Raw genomic sequence first — 14247 nt, forward strand, 5'->3', positions numbered from 1 at the left:
GCGCAGCATTAGCGTGGGACATGAGGGTCTCCTGGTTTTAGTGAATGTCTAAGCAACACCACTGTGAACCGGAGACCCTCACCCTTTCGTCAATGACTACAGCGAGTCGTCACACCGAGTCAACCAACGTCCCTGGGCAGTACAGCTAGTCGGCGACCCGGCGGGCGCGTTCGCAACTGCGGAGAATTTTGAGAATCCGGGGATTCTCGGGCTCGAAAAGCCCGAATTCGTCAGAATCTCCGACGTTAGAAACACGGCCTGGGTTGACGGATCGGCTGGCAGAGGTCTCGACAAGCTCGACCACCGGCCCAGATCAGCGTCACTTCCGCGCGCGATACTCCGCGCGCAGCTCCGGCGCGAGATGCTCGGTCGCATAGCTGAGCGCCGTGCGCCCCATCTCGGCCGCATGCGCATCGAGAAACTGGAGCAGCAGCGCCCGGTCCACCCGTTTGCCCACCTCGCGCAGCATCCAGCCGACCGCCTTCTGCATCAGGTCGGCGCGATCGGGGAGGAGAACGGATGCCAGCTCGAGCGTCGTCGACGCATCGCCCCGCCCGATGAGGCCCTGCGTCGCAATCATCCCCGCGCGCCGTTCCCAGAGGATGTCGCTGGCCGCGAGCTCGAAGAGCACTCCGCGGTCTCGGTCAAAGAGAAAGTCGCCGAGCAAAGTGGGAGCTGACGAGTCGACGAGATCCCAATTGTTGACCCGGCCCGCGCGAACCGCGGCCAGATAGAAGTCGGACAGCCGGGTGCGCTCACCAGCATCGAACGTTCGCGGCTTGCTCGCCCGCTGAAACTGGCCGGCCAGAATCAGGACGGCCGCCAGACGGTGCTCGTGCACCGGGCTGTCGAGAAGCAGTTGCACCTCGCCAGGCGGCAGCTGGGCGAACGGTTTGATTGCCTGGCGCAGGGCCGGCACGCGCACCCCGATAAAGACATCTCCCTCGCCATACTCGCCCGGACCGGACTTGAAGTACCGGGCCGCACCGATCGCGTCGACGGGATTCGACACCTCGGCCAACGCCGACTGCACCTGCTCTGCACTGCTCATTTCGCGAGTCTAGGCCGGCGTCGCCTGGCTCAGGGTCTGGCCAAGCCGGGCTAGGCAGTCACCCGGTCTTCACCCTGAGGTTGAAGCGTTCCCATACGTGCCGCGGCCTTGCGGGCAGCGTTTTCGAGGTCAGTGAGAATCGGTCGATGATCGGCAGCTCGTGTGACCAATGCGCTTTGAATCGGCGGGAGATCAAGCTCCACGAAGGTCACTCCGGGTTGGCGAAAGTAGTTCTGGGCCCGCCAGGTCATTGTCATGACACCCTGCCCGGCTTCAACCGCGGCAAGGCCCTCCCGCACGGTGCGAATGATCGGGCCCGCCGGAATCGGAGCTCCCGACGGTGTCGCCAGGGGAAAATGGTAGGCACTCCACGCCGGGGTTGCCGCTCCGGGCGGGAGACGAACCATTCGTTCGTATTGAAGCTCCTCGGGATCCACAAGCCCCGACTGCGCGAGACGATGTCCGGCCGGCACCGCGAGCATCCGAGGGTCTTGAAACAGGATCGCTCCCCGGCGCAGGTCGGGTAGGCCAACGGGGAGACGGACCAGGGCGACGTCAACCGTGCCATCTGAGATCGCGGCAATCTGATCGAGGTAGCTCAGCTCGAGAAACAGCATCTTCACGTCGGGACGGAAGCGCTCAAATTCACTGACCATCGGACCGTTGAGCTCGTAGAAACCGCCGCCCAAATAGCCGACGGTAAGTTCGAACTTGTCGCCGCGAGCGCGTCGCTGCGCTTCCTGAAGCGAGCCGTTGAGCGCGATCAGCGCCGGTTCCATCTCCCTCAGCAGAGCATCGCCGAGGGGAGTGAGCGCGACGCGCCGGCTGGTGCGCTCGAAAAGCGTTCCGCCGATCTCACGTTCCAACGACCTGATCGACTCTGACAAAGTTGATTGATTCATGTAGAGCCGCTCAGCTGCGCGCCCAAAATGCAGGTCGCGAGCGACGGCGATGAAACAGTCAAGTTTTCGTGTTTCCATTCCCACCTCCCATTGACCAAGAATATTGGATGATGGACCAAGTTTCTCTCCTTGATCATGATTATTGAATGGTTGACCCTATTGATAGCGCTTGAGTTTGCGCTCTCCAACACATTCAGGCCTCAAGGAAGAAGTCCCGGTGATCCCCACGCGCAGCGCCGAATCTGAGCCTCAGCTCACCACACAGTCCGTGGAGTTCGGGCTTGCCGGCGATCTCATTCGAGGAACTCTCTACATGCCGTCCGAGCGGAGCGCGTCCTCGCCTGGTGTCGTACTGGCGCATGGCTGGGGAATGGTTGCGGGTGGCGACCTGGAAGACTACGCCCGATGCATCGCCCGGCGGGGCATCGTCTGCCTGACGTTCGATTTCCGCCGGCTCGGCAAGAGCGGAGGAACCCCGCGTCAGGAGATCGACCCCGCGTGGCAGGTCGAGGACTACCGAACCGCGATCACATATCTCGGTTCACGCGCAGAAGTCGACTCCACCCGAATGGGAATCTGGGGAAGCAGCTACAGCGGCGGACACGTTCTCGTCGTTGCAGGGACCGACAGCCGGGTACGCTGCGTCGTGAGCCAAGCGCCCACGATCAGCGGCTACGAATCGGGCTTGCGCAAGACACATCCGGAGATGCTGGCCACCCTCCGCGCGACCTTTCACGCCGACCGCCTCGCCCGGCTCAACGGAGCCGCCCCGGCGACGATGCAGACGGTCGGCCCGGAGGGCGCAAACGTCGCCTACCCGGGCGCCGACTCCTACGACTACATGATGGCCGAGTCGAAGCGCACGCCAGAGTGGCGCAATGAAGTAACGCTGCGTTCGCTCGAATCGGCCCGGAGCTACGAGCCGGCCAGCTGGATCTCTCGCATCGGCCCCACGCCATTGCTCATGATTCTCGCAACAGCCGACCTCCAAACGCCGACGGATATGCAGCTTGACGCGTACCAGCGAGCCCGCGAACCCAAGAAGCTGCTTCTTGTCGACGGCGGTCACTACTCCGTCTACCAACAGCATTTCGACATAACAAGTGCGGCGGCGGCCGAGTGGTTCGCCACCCACCTCTAAACCGCACCACTAGCTCTCCCCAACCAGAAAGATCACGAAGGAGTGACCATGAGTTCCCTGCTGACCGAATCCCCCGCACCCGAGAAGATGTCGAAGGAGGAACTGCGATGGCGGTTGAAGTCGCTCCGAGCCGCCGTCATGGGCAATGTTCTTGAGTGGTTCGACTGGACCCTCTACGCTACGTTCGCCGTCTATCTGGCGGCAAACTTCTTCGAGGCGGGCGACCCGACTTCGGCGTTGCTCTCCACACTCGCCGTCTTCGCTGTTGGTTTCGTGGCCCGGCCCATCGGCGGCATCGTGTTCGGCAAGCTGGGCGACCGGATCGGTCGCAAGTCAACACTCATTCTGACGATGATCACGATGGCCGCCGCAAGCCTGCTGATCGCAGTGATTCCCAACTACGAGACCGCCGGAGTCTGGGCTTCGGCCCTGTTGCTCTTCGCGCGGTTGCTGCAGGGGCTGGCGCACGGCGGTGAATCCGGCGTCTCGTACACCTACGTGGCCGAGATCTCGCCGGCCAAACACCGGGGTTTGTGGTCGAGCTCTGTGTTCATCAGCGTCACCGTCGGTGTGATGGGCGCAACGTTCACCGGCGTCATCCTCACCGCGATTTTCGCTGACCAGCAGATGATGGACTTCGGATGGCGGATCGGCTTCGCGATCGGCGCACTCCTCGGCGTCTACGCGCTCTACCTCCGTCGCTCCGCCGAAGAATCACCGGTCTTCACCGCGCAAAAGAATGAATCTGAATCTGAAACCATCGCGGCATCCGCGAAGTCGGCCAGGCTCTCCGGGCGCGAGATTGCGTTGATCGTTGCCAAGGTTGTCATGCTGTCGGCAGCATCGAATGCGGCCTATTACACCTGGGTCACGTTCGCGCCCAGCTTCGCGATCTCTCGGCACGGCATGGACCCGAATGGTGCTTTCGTTGCGAGCCTTCTCGCGCAGGTCGTCGTACTGTGCCTGCTGCCGTTCTTCGGACATCTGGCCGACAGATTCGGCCGCAAGCCCATGGTCGTGGCCTACGGCATTCTCGTGATGGTGGTCGTGTTCCCGGTCAACATGGTTTTGTCTGACCAACCGTGGACCTTGTTCGTCTCGCAGGGCCTCGGTCTCGCCGTGTGGGCCATCATCGCCTCAATTTATCCCGCCATCATCGCCGAGCAGGTGCCCACCAAACACCGAGCGCTCGGCGTCGGCTTCCTCAGCTCGCTGTCGGTGGCGATATTCGGTGGAACAGCGCCCTATCTCAACACCTGGCTGACATCGCTCGGCATCTCGTGGGTCTTCTCAGTGTGGGTCGCCTTCCTTGGCCTCCTCGCGGTCGTTGCCGGGCTCCTCATCCGAGAAACCAAGGGCCTCAGCCTCAGCCAAATCGGCGAGCTGAGCACGTCCATCCCGAAGCGGATTCGTTAATATGCCTGCAGCACCAGTGGATAGCCTCACCGGCAAAGTCGTCGCCATCACCGGCGCATCCGGCGGCATCGGCTCCGCCACGTGCGCGGAACTCGTGCGGCGCGGCGCGGTGGTCATTGGGATCGACCGCTCGCCGTCGCCGGCTGCGCTTCACCCCGGAATCACCTATCGTCGTGTCGATGTGACAGAGACAGAGAATCTCCGGGCTGTCGTCGACGAAATCGTCGCTGAATTCGGGCGAATCGACGTGTGGATCAACAATGCGGGGATGCTGAACCGCACGGCGTCGCTGGAACTCGAGGTCGAGGAATGGCAGCGCACCGTCGGTGTCAATCTCACAGCAACATTCTTTGGCGCCCAAGCCGCGGCCCGCCATATGGCGGTGCAGGGTTCGGGAAGCATCATCAATCTCTCCAGCTACGCGGGCGTGAAAGCGAGACCAAACTGCGCCGACTATGCCTCAGCGAAGGCGGGGGTGGCGCATCTCACCGCGTGCCTCGCACTCGAATGGGGTCCATTGGGCATCCGTGTCAACGGGGTGGCCCCCGGCTACATCGACACACCGATGAGCGCTTGGATGCATGCGGATCCCGATCAGATGGCTGCGTTTACCGCGCGCTCACCGCTGGGGCGCCTCGGAGAAACTCGCGAGGTCGCGCAGACCATCGCTTATCTTGCCTCGGACGAGTCTTCCTATATCACCGGACAGGTGCTGCTTGTTGACGGTGGGATCGCCTCGTCGTGACCGATCGACAGACTCCGGAAGCGTATTGGGGCAGCCGGGCCTGCGTGGTGACCGGCGCTGCGCGTGGCCAGGGTGCCGCCGCGGTTCGTCTGCTTCTCTCGCTGGGGGCTTCGGTCATCGCCGTCGACCAGATTCCCGACGATTCTGCTGACTGGGATGAGCTGCGCGCCGGGCTGTGCCCGGGCGCGCTGCTCGTCCCGCTCGAGGGAGACGTGGCCGAGCAGCAGACCTGGGATCGCGCGCTCAGCGCGATTGAGTCAACAGATCGGCCGCTTGCCGGCCTCCTCAACAATGCAGGGATAACGCTCCGAAAGACGGTGACCGAGACCACTTTGCAGGAATGGGATCACGTCCTTCGAGTCAACCTGACCGGCGGCTTTCTGGCCATCCGCGCCCTGGCTGATGTGATGGAGGATGGCGGGGCGATCGTCAATGTTTCATCGACGGCGGGCCTCACCGGCTACTTCAGCGCGGCGTACACAGCAAGCAAATGGGCGGTGCGCGGACTCGCCCAGGCGGCAGCCATCGAGCTGGCGCCTCGGGGAATCCGTGTGAACACCATCTGCCCCGGGCTTGTCGACACGGCGATGGCGATGGGCGCAAATGCCGTCTACGACGCCACCCAAGCCGCGGCGTTCTACGAGGGCAATCGGGAAATGACGCCTCTCGGGCGAGGCGCAGCTCCTGAAGAAATAGCAGACGCCGCGGTTTTCTTGCTTGGGCCGAACGCGTCGTTCATCACTGCCACCGACCTCGTGGTCGATGGCGGAATGATCGGCGGCGGCATCTATTCGTTTATTGGCCGCAAGACCGGAACGATCGCAAGCCGTCAGCCGCAGGCGTAGGGCGAGCGCACGGCGTTTGGCGGGCAGCAGCCGACGAGAAGACGCGTCCACGCGCGGCTGACGCAGCTTTCCTGCAGACGCCTGCAAGAAAACGCTGGACATCCCTCGCTAGCCTGAAGAGTGGCGCAGTTTCTGCGCCACTCTTTGCTGCAACTGCGGCCAATCAACGAGGACGGGAGGTTCCCATGTCGAATTACATTGCATCTGCACTGGTCGGTGAGCCCGAGGTTGTCGAAGACGCCCGCACCATCGACCTGGCCGCCGACGTCGAAACTCATCCCGCCTGGCTCCGCCTGAAGAACGCCGCGACGGCCCTGCAGGCCATTCAGACCCAGGATGGCTCGATCCCCGACCCGGCAGACCACACGGATGCCACGGCCCAGGTCACCACGCTGACCCAGGCCATCGAGGAACTCGCCTCGCTGTTCCCGCACGATGCCGGCTACCTCAGCGCGCTCGTCGCGGACTTCACCCGCTGGGCCACCGGATCAGAGGAGTCTCCGCGCTTCGGCATGCCCGACTTCTTCGACTCGCTGATGGCCTTCCAGCCGCAGCAGCACCGTGCCGACGGCATCCGTCACCTCGTCGTGTTTCCGATGTACACCCAGAACGGCAGCACGAACCGTTTCGTCGAGGCCGTGCTGATCGAGGTCATCTGGCCCGAATTCATCGCCGAACTCGAAGAGGAGTACACGAACAAGCTGTTCGTGCCGATTCGTTTTCTCGATTTCACGGCCGGCTACGACACCAACTCGGCCGTGCTCTTTCCCGAGACCGTGGCGATGCGGGAGATTCCGACCTTCACCTGGGGCGCGATCTTCCAGGATCGCGAAGCCGCACGGTACCGTCGGGTCGTGCGAGCGGCGGCCGAGATCACCCGTCTCGAACTGCCCGAAGACGCGGCGGTACTGCTCGATGACCAGCACCTGACCGAAGAAATGTTCGTCATGTGGGACCTCATCCACGACCGCACGCACATGCGCGGCGACCTGCCGTTCGACCCGTTCATGATCAAGCAGCGGATGCCGTTCTTCCTCTACTCGCTCGAAGAACTGCGCTGCGACCTCACCGCATTCCGCGAATCGGTGAAGATCGAGCGCGACGAGAACGCGAGCCCCGAGGCGCGCAAGCACGCCAAGCTCGTGCAGTACGGCGTGATCTTCGACCGGATCTTCCGGTTCTCGATCACCGGCAGCCGGGTGCGCAACTACGACGGCCTCGGCGGGCAGCTGCTGTTCGCGTGGATGCACCAGCACCACGTGCTGCACTGGACCGACACCAAGCTCGACTTCGACTGGGACGCCGTTCCGGATGTCGTCATCGCGCTCGGCGCCCAGATCGACGAGCTGTACTGGAAGTCGATTGACCGCCCGAAGAAGGCGCACTGGCTGGCCGCCTACGACATGATCGCCGAGACGCTCACGCCGAACCCGGCCTCGGTCTGGGCGCGCGGGCTCCCGATTGAGGTGCTTGCCGGTCCGCCGAAGGGCTACACCGACCTGGTGATGGACGACGAGTTCCCACTGTCGATGTTCTTCGAGGCGCTCGACAAGAAGATGAAGACGGTCATCGAGTCGACCCAGGGCATCACCGCTCGTGACTAACAACGCCGAGGGGAAAGCTGGCGGGTCGCCTGACTCGACGGCTGCAGCCTCGACCGCTGCCTCGACCGTCGCTGGTCGCACCGTGCTCATTGCCGGTGCGACCAGCGCGGCCGGGGTCGCGGTGGCGACCGCGCTTCGGGCTTCCGGAGCCAGGGTGATAGCCGTCGGCTCGAACGCAGAACGTTTGGCCACCTTCGCGGCCGACGTTCCCGGCGCTATCACGCGCGTCTGCGACCTGTCCGACTTCGCGGCCGTCACGGCTCTGGCGTCGGAGATTCGAGACCGGGCAGCCGAGCACGGGCATGGCGGCGTCGACGGATTGATTCACCTGGTGGGCGGATGGCGCGGTGGCGGCGGTCTCGCCGGCCAGAGCGACGACGACTGGGATTTCTTGCACCGCAACGTCATCACGACGCTCCGCAACACGACGCGGGCGTTCAACGCCGACCTGCTGGCCTCGCCGGCCGGCCGGCTCGCGATCGTGTCGAGCACGTCGGTCGACAAGCCGGCTCCCGGCGGAGCGAACTACGCCGCGGCGAAAGCGGCAGCCGAAACGTGGACCCGCGCGGTCGGGCAGGGATTCGCGAAGACCGCCCCCGATGCGGCCGCGGTCATCTTCGTGGTGCGTGGGCTCGAGGGCCTGGAAGCCGAGCTGGCCACCCACGTCGTCGGCCTCTGGAACACGGATGCGGCATCCGTCAACAACACGCGGGTGCGGCTCGGCGAATAGCTGCCCCGTTGGTCGAGCCTGTCCCGTTGGTCGAGCCTGTCGAGACCCGACGACCCAATTTCTGAACCCGAGTCACGGGTGCAGGTCGACCTCTGAGATCTCGACAAGCTCGATCACCGACGACCCGCGCCACCGCCGGCATAGCCGGTCGATGCCTGGCAGAAGAAAACGATGAGAACGATGCCTCCGAAGGGGATGAAGCCCCACAACAAATAGAGCCACGAGCGACCGGTATCGCGAAGACGGCGCACGGTGACGGCGAAACGCGGCAGGAATGTGCCCAGCGCCCAGACGAGCATGACGAGTGACGCCGGGAGCATGATCGCTGGATCGGTGGAGTACATCGGCACGTAGAGAAGCATCGTCACCACAGTCGAGAACAGGTACCACCACCAATACTCGGAGCGACTGGCGACCCCGCTGAAATCGGCGTACTTGCGAAAGACCGTGACAATCGATTCACCGAAAGTCAGCCGCGGTGCAGCGGTGATGGGTCGCTGCGCGTACCCGTGGTTCGTCTGGCCGTAGGCACCCTGCCCAGCGGTCGACTGGCCGAAAGGGGAATACCCGTTGGTCGGCTGTCCAAAAGCGGACTGGCCGTACGCGGTGGACTGACCAAACCTGGACTGGCCGAACGTGGATTGTTCCTGCGCGCCCTGCCCGCTTGCCGACTGGTCGTACGCAGGCTGGGTCCAGTTGGACTGCCCAGACCCAAACTGGCCATACGCATCCTGCGTCTGTCGCGCAGGAACCTCCGCTGCCGCAACACGCACAGTCTGCTGCGCCGGTGCATCCGCCACGACATTCGGTGTGTAGTGGCTCGTCCAGGCGGACCCGTCCCACCAGCGCAGCTGAGCGCTGCCCTCAGGATCGATGTACCAGCCGGCGGGAACGTTGGACGTGGCCTCGGTCATCCTGCGCCTCTCCGCCCTGTGCCCGCGTCTGCTCGCTGGCGCCATCATCAACGATGCGGGCCACCAAACTCTAGCGACGGCGAACTGTCGTCCGTCGTTGCCACCCCGCCCTGTGCTGCAGCGAAAACGAATGCGGCCACAGGCCCAGACCAGGCCCAGAAGTTCGCTTGCCGCTCAGCTCGCACGGATCAGTCGGACGCATTCAGACCGACGCGCGCGGGGCCATCGCCGAGATGAGTTCGTACACGACGTGGGATGCCGCGACAGCGGTGATCTGGGCGTGATCGTAGGCGGGCGCAACCTCGACGACGTCGGCGCCGACGATGTTGAGCGAGGCCAGGCTGCGAATCACGGCCAGCAGCTCGCGGCTGGTCAAGCCTCCCGCTTCGGGAGTGCCGGTTCCCGGGGCGTGCGCCGGATCGAGAACATCGATGTCGATGCTCACGTAGAGCGGGCGGTCGCCGACACGCTTCCGCACGCGCTCGATGATCGCCGTGACCCCGTCAGTTTCGAATTCGTGGGCGCCGATCACGGCAAATCCCAGACGCTCATCATCGCGGAGATCCTCGCGCCCATACAGCGGCCCACGCGTTCCCACATGGATGCTCGCGGTCTGGTCGATCAGGCCCTCTTCCGACGCGCGTCGGAATGGAGTGCCATGAGTCACCGGCGCACCGAAGTAGGTGTCCCAGGTATCGAGGTGCGCATCGAAATGGATGACTGCGACCGGTCCGTGCTCGGCGACGACGTTGCGCAGCAGCGGCAAGGCGATCGTGTGGTCGCCGCCGATGACGACCAACCGCATCCCTTGCTCGGTGAGGGCGTGCGCGCCCGCTTCGATCTCGGCGACGGCGGCCTCGAGATTGAACGGATTGGCCGCGATGTCGCCGGCGTCAACCACCTGCTGCGTGGCGTACGGCTCAATGTCTTGCACCGGATTGTAAGGACGCAGCAGCCGCGAGGCCTCGCGCACATGCGACGGGCCGAAACGAGCACCTGGACGGTAGCTCACTCCGCCATCGAAGGGGATCCCGACGACGGCGATGTCTGCGCGGTCCACATCTTCGAGGCGCGGCAGGAGCGAAAAGGTCGCGATCCCGGCGTAGCGCGGAGTCTTGCTTGAATCGGTGGGACCAACAAACGATGAGGAAGACATAGAACTACTCTCGACGCTGACAGATAGACAAAAGATTACTCAGAGACAACAAAGTAAGCTTAGCAAGCAACTCTTCGAGTGAAGATACTCTTGTTGGGATGTCGATCACTCGTGAATGGACAGCCACCGACCCGCTGGGGGAACTTGTGCGACCACTGCGTCCGGCACCATCGAGCGAGCCGCTCGCCATCGGCGCGAAACTGCGCGCGACTCGACTGGCGCAAGGCCTCACGATCGCGCAGGTCGCTGAGGCCACGGACCTCACGAAGGGCTTCATCAGCCGAATCGAGCGTGACGAAACGTCGCCGAGCGTCAGCACCCTCGTGACGCTCTGCCAGGTTCTGTCGCTTCCGGTCGGCTCGCTCTTTGAGCCGCCGACGAATGAGGTCATCGCCCTCGCGGATGCCCCCTTGATCAACATGGGCGGGAGTGGCGCGATCGAGCGCCTGCTCACTCCCCGCGCTGAGGCCGGGGTGCAGGTGTTGCGTTCGACCTTGCACCCGAACTCCTCGGGCGCAACCGAGCTCTATACGATTAACTGCGATGTCGAGGTCGTGCATGTATTGACGGGCGAGCTATCCATTCGATTTGCCAACCAAACCCTCAACCTCTCCGCGGGCGACACGACGACCATCGCCGGCCGAGAACCGCATACTTGGGTGAACGAGTCGACCGCCGAGACCGAAGTCATCTGGACGATCGTTCCGGCCGCCTGGAGCGGCTCGAGCTAACCACGCCGGGCTAGTGCGTGTTGCCGAACTGCTGCACGGTGATTCCCCAGCAGCCGGCATCTTCCCAGTGATAGTCAGCACCGCCACCCGTGTTGCCGTTGAGCGTCAGCTCCCAGCTCGCTTTCTCGTCTGTCGACAGGCCAGGGGGCATCGCCAGGTTCACGCCGATCTCCTGTTGGTAGGCCGGGTTCCACCACTCGAAGTAGAGGTATTCCTGACCTTCGCCGGCCATGCACTGGCGCACCGCATCCTGGAAGACGAGCCATTGCTGGCGCTCGGTCAGCACGACAGGCCCTGCGCCTGCTTGGTCCGCGGGTGCTGCGCTCGAATCGGTCGAGGGCGCTGCGGGTGGCGTTGAGAGCGGATCGCCCGGTCCGGCAGCGACTGTTGGCAACGGGGTCGCCGCTGCCGACGGAGCCGCCGCCGCTGACGCATCCGTCTGATTCTCGACCGTCGCGCTCGCTGCGTGCGTCGCCACGGCATCCACGCCCGGCCCAGACTCTGTCGCAAAGGCGCCAATTCCCAGCGAGACGCTGGCCGCAACAGCAATGCCGATTCCCCCGAACGCGAGGATGCCCGTCAGTCTTCTTCTCATTCTCTTCATTCCTTGTCGGTCGTGCTGCGACGAAGTCGGGTGTGACCGTGCATTCGGCGGCCTGTAACGGCGTGGGTTAGTGAGTGGTGTCGCCGGTGACGTGCAGCGCGTAGCCGGAGCAACCGCTTTCTTCCCAGTTGCCCGTCGGATTCATATACGCGTCGCCGTACATCCCGACGATCCACGCGATGCCAGCGTCATAGCTGAGGTTCTTCGGCTGCGGGTCGCCGCCCATCCACCACTCCCAGTTCAGGTACTCGAAGCCTTTGTCCGCCATGCACTGTCGAATGACCTGTTGCAACGCCAGCCAGGTCTTCTTGTCAGACTCCGAGACGAAATCGGGGCTATTGGGGTCGGTGTACGGGTTGTACGACGCCGACATCGGGTCGATGACCAGCGGCGCCGGCAGGGGCACCGGTACCGCAGGTGCTCCTGGAATCGCAGGTACCGCCTCCGCCCCCGGCGTCGCGGTCGGTGCGGGGGTTGCTGGAGCCAGGGGCTCCGTGATCACGAGGGTCGCGGACGGGGACGGATTCGGTGACGACGTCGACGTCGACGACAACACGTCGGATGCCGCGTCACCGTTTCCGGAAGCGGCGCCCAGCCCCAGGGCTACCGCGGCCAGCACAACGGAGCCCAGGGTGAGCCCGGTCGTGAACGCTGCTCTCTTGTATCCCATGATTTCGTGTTCCCTTCAGAATCTGACGCGAGTCGTCAACGACTGCCCGGTTGGTGCTTAGTGGTTGCCGTCATTGCCTGTCATATGCACTGCATAGCCGTGGCAGCCTGCTTCTTCCCAGCGGTAGGTGTCGCCCTGGCCGGTCGAACCGAAGAGAGCGTCGTTCACTGCCGCGAGTTCGGCGGGTTCCTGCCCTGCGGTCCGGCTGACGCTGCCGGGCGGAGCCTCGCTGGAGAGCAACGGGTCGACCGCCGCATCCCTCCAGTCGAAGCCCTTGCTTCGCATGCACTCCTTTTCGAAGCCGGAGAACCTGATCCGTTCGGCGTCCGTGTCGACGACCGCCTTCGGATCTGTCACCAGCGGGGTCGACGGTTGATTCAGCGCCTCCTCCATGGTGTCTGGCCCGCTCGGTGCGGCGGGCGCGCTCGGTGCGGCGGATGCGGTGTCCGGAGACGCCGGCCCTGCACTCGCGTTCCGCGAACTTTCGAGTTCAGCGCTGCCCGAGGTGAGAAGTGCTCCCGCCCCGAGCATGGCCACCGAAAATCCGGCAATCGTCATCCCCACGATTGCCACGACCGCGCTGAACCTCGGCCGGCCTGCTCCCCCCAGTACTTTCATGCGGCCTGTTCCCCATTCGCCGGTGCAGAAAGTGTCGTTGGCAGTGCCGACGTTGTCGGCGGTGGCACGGATGTGCTCGGCCACCACCAGATCGCCATCGCCAGAAAGAAGATCATCAGCCCGACGATCACACCCAAGTTCAAGGTGTTCCAGCCCGGCACGGTAAAGACGAGGTGAGAATAGGTGGCACTGGCATAGACGAGCGCCTTCCCGCCGTATCGAACCAAGCCATAGACGGCGAACATCAACCAGAGTGCGCCGATCGACCGCGTGCGCGCGCGCCGCAGGAGCAGCAGCCCGCATCCGCAGGCCATGCTCGACAGCACCACGGATGCCGCCAGATCGCTCTGCGGCCACCACTCACCCCGCATCATCGAGACTGCAACGCGGGTGACGACGAAGCCGCCCCAGACAAACAGCACGGCCGAGATGAGGTAGGCGAACACCGGCAGCTTGCCTCGGGCGAGCGCCTGAGCCAGCGCACCCTCAGCAGTGGTGGCAGGGCGCGTCTGGTTTCGGCGCCAGGACAGGTCGGCGGGAGCGCCGAGCGCGGCGCGAAGCAGGATCGCGCGTGCGAGCCGACGCGGCGGGAGGTCGATCTCGTCGGCGAAAGCACCGTGCTCATAGAGATCGGATGCGATCTCTTCGCGACGGGCCTCGGCCACCGTCGGGGAGAGTCCCCGCGTGTACCACGCGCACCACTTCGCCACTCGGCTCACCGAGCGGTGGTACTCGAGCGTGCGTGAGGCGCTCACGCGAAGGCCGTTCGCCCCAGCATCACTGCCGCGGGGGCATCCGCACTCGCCCGGCGGAATGCGATCTCGCCCTCACCGGTGACCCGATAGAGGCGTCGGCGCGGCCGGCCATCGGCCTCGGCAATGGCCGCATCCTCCCACTCGGTCTGCAACAGGCCAGCCTCGGTCATGCGGGCGAGTGCCTTGTAGAGGGTGCCGTGGGAGGTCAGCCCGGATCCGTCAGCACGCCCTGAGAGCTGGCGGGCCAGCGCGAATCCGTAGAAGTCGCCATCTGCAGCATGCAAAGCCAGCCCGGCCTCCAAGATGTTGAGTTCGAGGGGGAGCAGTGTTCCAGGACGTCGTCGAGCCATGAGAAAACTATAGGA

16 protein-coding genes are annotated in these 14247 nt (G+C 64.3%); 7 read left to right on the plus strand and 9 right to left on the minus strand.

Annotated elements, in window-relative coordinates; translation table 11 throughout:
* Nucleotides 1-319 precede the first annotated feature (319 nt).
* Together AB4Y63_RS07795 and AB4Y63_RS07800 are read right to left on the minus strand one after the other, a co-directional pair.
* Entirely contained in the window at nucleotides 320-1051 is a 732-nt protein-coding gene (locus AB4Y63_RS07795) for a DNA alkylation repair protein (protein WP_441790485.1), read from the minus strand.
* Nucleotides 1052-1101: 50 nt separating this feature from the next.
* On the minus strand, nucleotides 1102-2031 hold the full coding sequence (locus AB4Y63_RS07800) for a LysR family transcriptional regulator (protein WP_441790486.1): 930 nt from the start codon (nucleotides 2029-2031) through the stop codon (nucleotides 1102-1104).
* 139 nt (nucleotides 2032-2170) lie between these two features.
* Here AB4Y63_RS07800 and AB4Y63_RS07805 point away from each other — a divergent pair, with 139 nt between their 5' ends.
* The 6 genes from AB4Y63_RS07805 (at nucleotide 2171) to AB4Y63_RS07830 (ending at nucleotide 8434) form a co-directional block, all read left to right on the plus strand.
* On the plus strand, nucleotides 2171-3094 hold the full coding sequence (locus tag AB4Y63_RS07805) for an alpha/beta hydrolase (protein ID WP_441790487.1): 924 nt from the start codon (nucleotides 2171-2173) through the stop codon (nucleotides 3092-3094).
* Between the two features lie 48 nt (nucleotides 3095-3142).
* Nucleotides 3143-4510 carry an MFS transporter gene (locus tag AB4Y63_RS07810; protein WP_441790488.1) on the plus strand — a complete coding sequence of 456 codons (1368 nt, stop codon included), beginning with the start codon at nucleotides 3143-3145 and terminating at the stop codon, nucleotides 4508-4510.
* Between the two features lie 16 nt (nucleotides 4511-4526).
* Nucleotides 4527-5255, plus strand: coding sequence for an SDR family NAD(P)-dependent oxidoreductase (locus AB4Y63_RS07815; RefSeq protein ID WP_441790489.1), 729 nt, complete (start codon nucleotides 4527-4529; stop codon nucleotides 5253-5255).
* Nucleotides 5252-6100, plus strand: coding sequence for an SDR family NAD(P)-dependent oxidoreductase (locus tag AB4Y63_RS07820; protein WP_441790490.1), 849 nt, complete (start codon nucleotides 5252-5254; stop codon nucleotides 6098-6100). The genes AB4Y63_RS07815 and AB4Y63_RS07820 overlap by 4 nt, the downstream gene beginning before the upstream one ends.
* A 185-nt stretch (nucleotides 6101-6285) precedes the next feature.
* Nucleotides 6286-7704, plus strand: coding sequence for a DUF6421 family protein (locus tag AB4Y63_RS07825; RefSeq protein ID WP_441790491.1), 1419 nt, complete (start codon nucleotides 6286-6288; stop codon nucleotides 7702-7704).
* Nucleotides 7705-7786: 82 nt separating this feature from the next.
* Nucleotides 7787-8434, plus strand: coding sequence for an SDR family NAD(P)-dependent oxidoreductase (locus tag AB4Y63_RS07830; RefSeq protein ID WP_441790755.1), 648 nt, complete (start codon nucleotides 7787-7789; stop codon nucleotides 8432-8434).
* Between the two features lie 113 nt (nucleotides 8435-8547).
* Here the strand turns inward: AB4Y63_RS07830 and AB4Y63_RS07835 are convergent, their stop codons facing one another.
* Both AB4Y63_RS07835 and speB read right to left on the minus strand, forming a co-directional pair.
* A complete protein-coding gene (locus tag AB4Y63_RS07835) occupies nucleotides 8548-9348 on the minus strand; it encodes a DUF805 domain-containing protein (RefSeq protein WP_441790492.1) in 801 nt (266 codons plus the stop codon).
* A gap of 202 nt (nucleotides 9349-9550) precedes the next feature.
* Nucleotides 9551-10504 (minus strand): agmatinase, encoded by a 954-nt coding sequence (gene speB / locus AB4Y63_RS07840; protein WP_441790493.1) that lies wholly within the window; start codon nucleotides 10502-10504, stop codon nucleotides 9551-9553.
* A gap of 146 nt (nucleotides 10505-10650) precedes the next feature.
* Here speB and AB4Y63_RS07845 point away from each other — a divergent pair, with 146 nt between their 5' ends.
* Entirely contained in the window at nucleotides 10651-11235 is a 585-nt protein-coding gene (locus AB4Y63_RS07845; protein ID WP_441790756.1) for a helix-turn-helix domain-containing protein, read from the plus strand.
* Between the two features lie 10 nt (nucleotides 11236-11245).
* Here the strand turns inward: AB4Y63_RS07845 and AB4Y63_RS07850 are convergent, their stop codons facing one another.
* The 5 genes from AB4Y63_RS07850 to AB4Y63_RS07870 form a co-directional block, all read right to left on the minus strand.
* Entirely contained in the window at nucleotides 11246-11830 is a 585-nt protein-coding gene (locus tag AB4Y63_RS07850) for a hypothetical protein (protein WP_441790494.1), read from the minus strand.
* Between the two features lie 76 nt (nucleotides 11831-11906).
* A complete protein-coding gene (locus AB4Y63_RS07855) occupies nucleotides 11907-12509 on the minus strand; it encodes a hypothetical protein (protein ID WP_441790495.1) in 603 nt (200 codons plus the stop codon).
* A gap of 57 nt (nucleotides 12510-12566) precedes the next feature.
* Nucleotides 12567-13127, minus strand: a complete 561-nt coding sequence (locus AB4Y63_RS07860; protein ID WP_441790496.1) for a hypothetical protein — start codon at nucleotides 13125-13127, stop codon at nucleotides 12567-12569.
* The gene (locus AB4Y63_RS07865; protein WP_441790497.1) at nucleotides 13124-13882 is read right to left on the minus strand and encodes a hypothetical protein; all 759 of its coding nucleotides are present in this window, start codon (nucleotides 13880-13882) and stop codon (nucleotides 13124-13126) included. The genes AB4Y63_RS07860 and AB4Y63_RS07865 overlap by 4 nt, the downstream gene beginning before the upstream one ends.
* On the minus strand, nucleotides 13879-14232 hold the full coding sequence (locus tag AB4Y63_RS07870; protein ID WP_441790498.1) for a PadR family transcriptional regulator: 354 nt from the start codon (nucleotides 14230-14232) through the stop codon (nucleotides 13879-13881). Before AB4Y63_RS07870 ends, AB4Y63_RS07865 begins: the two co-directional genes overlap by 4 nt.
* Nucleotides 14233-14247: the final 15 nt, after the last annotated feature.

This window comes from Leifsonia sp. YAF41, assembly GCF_052113185.1.
GTDB lineage: Bacteria > Actinomycetota > Actinomycetes > Actinomycetales > Microbacteriaceae > Cryobacterium.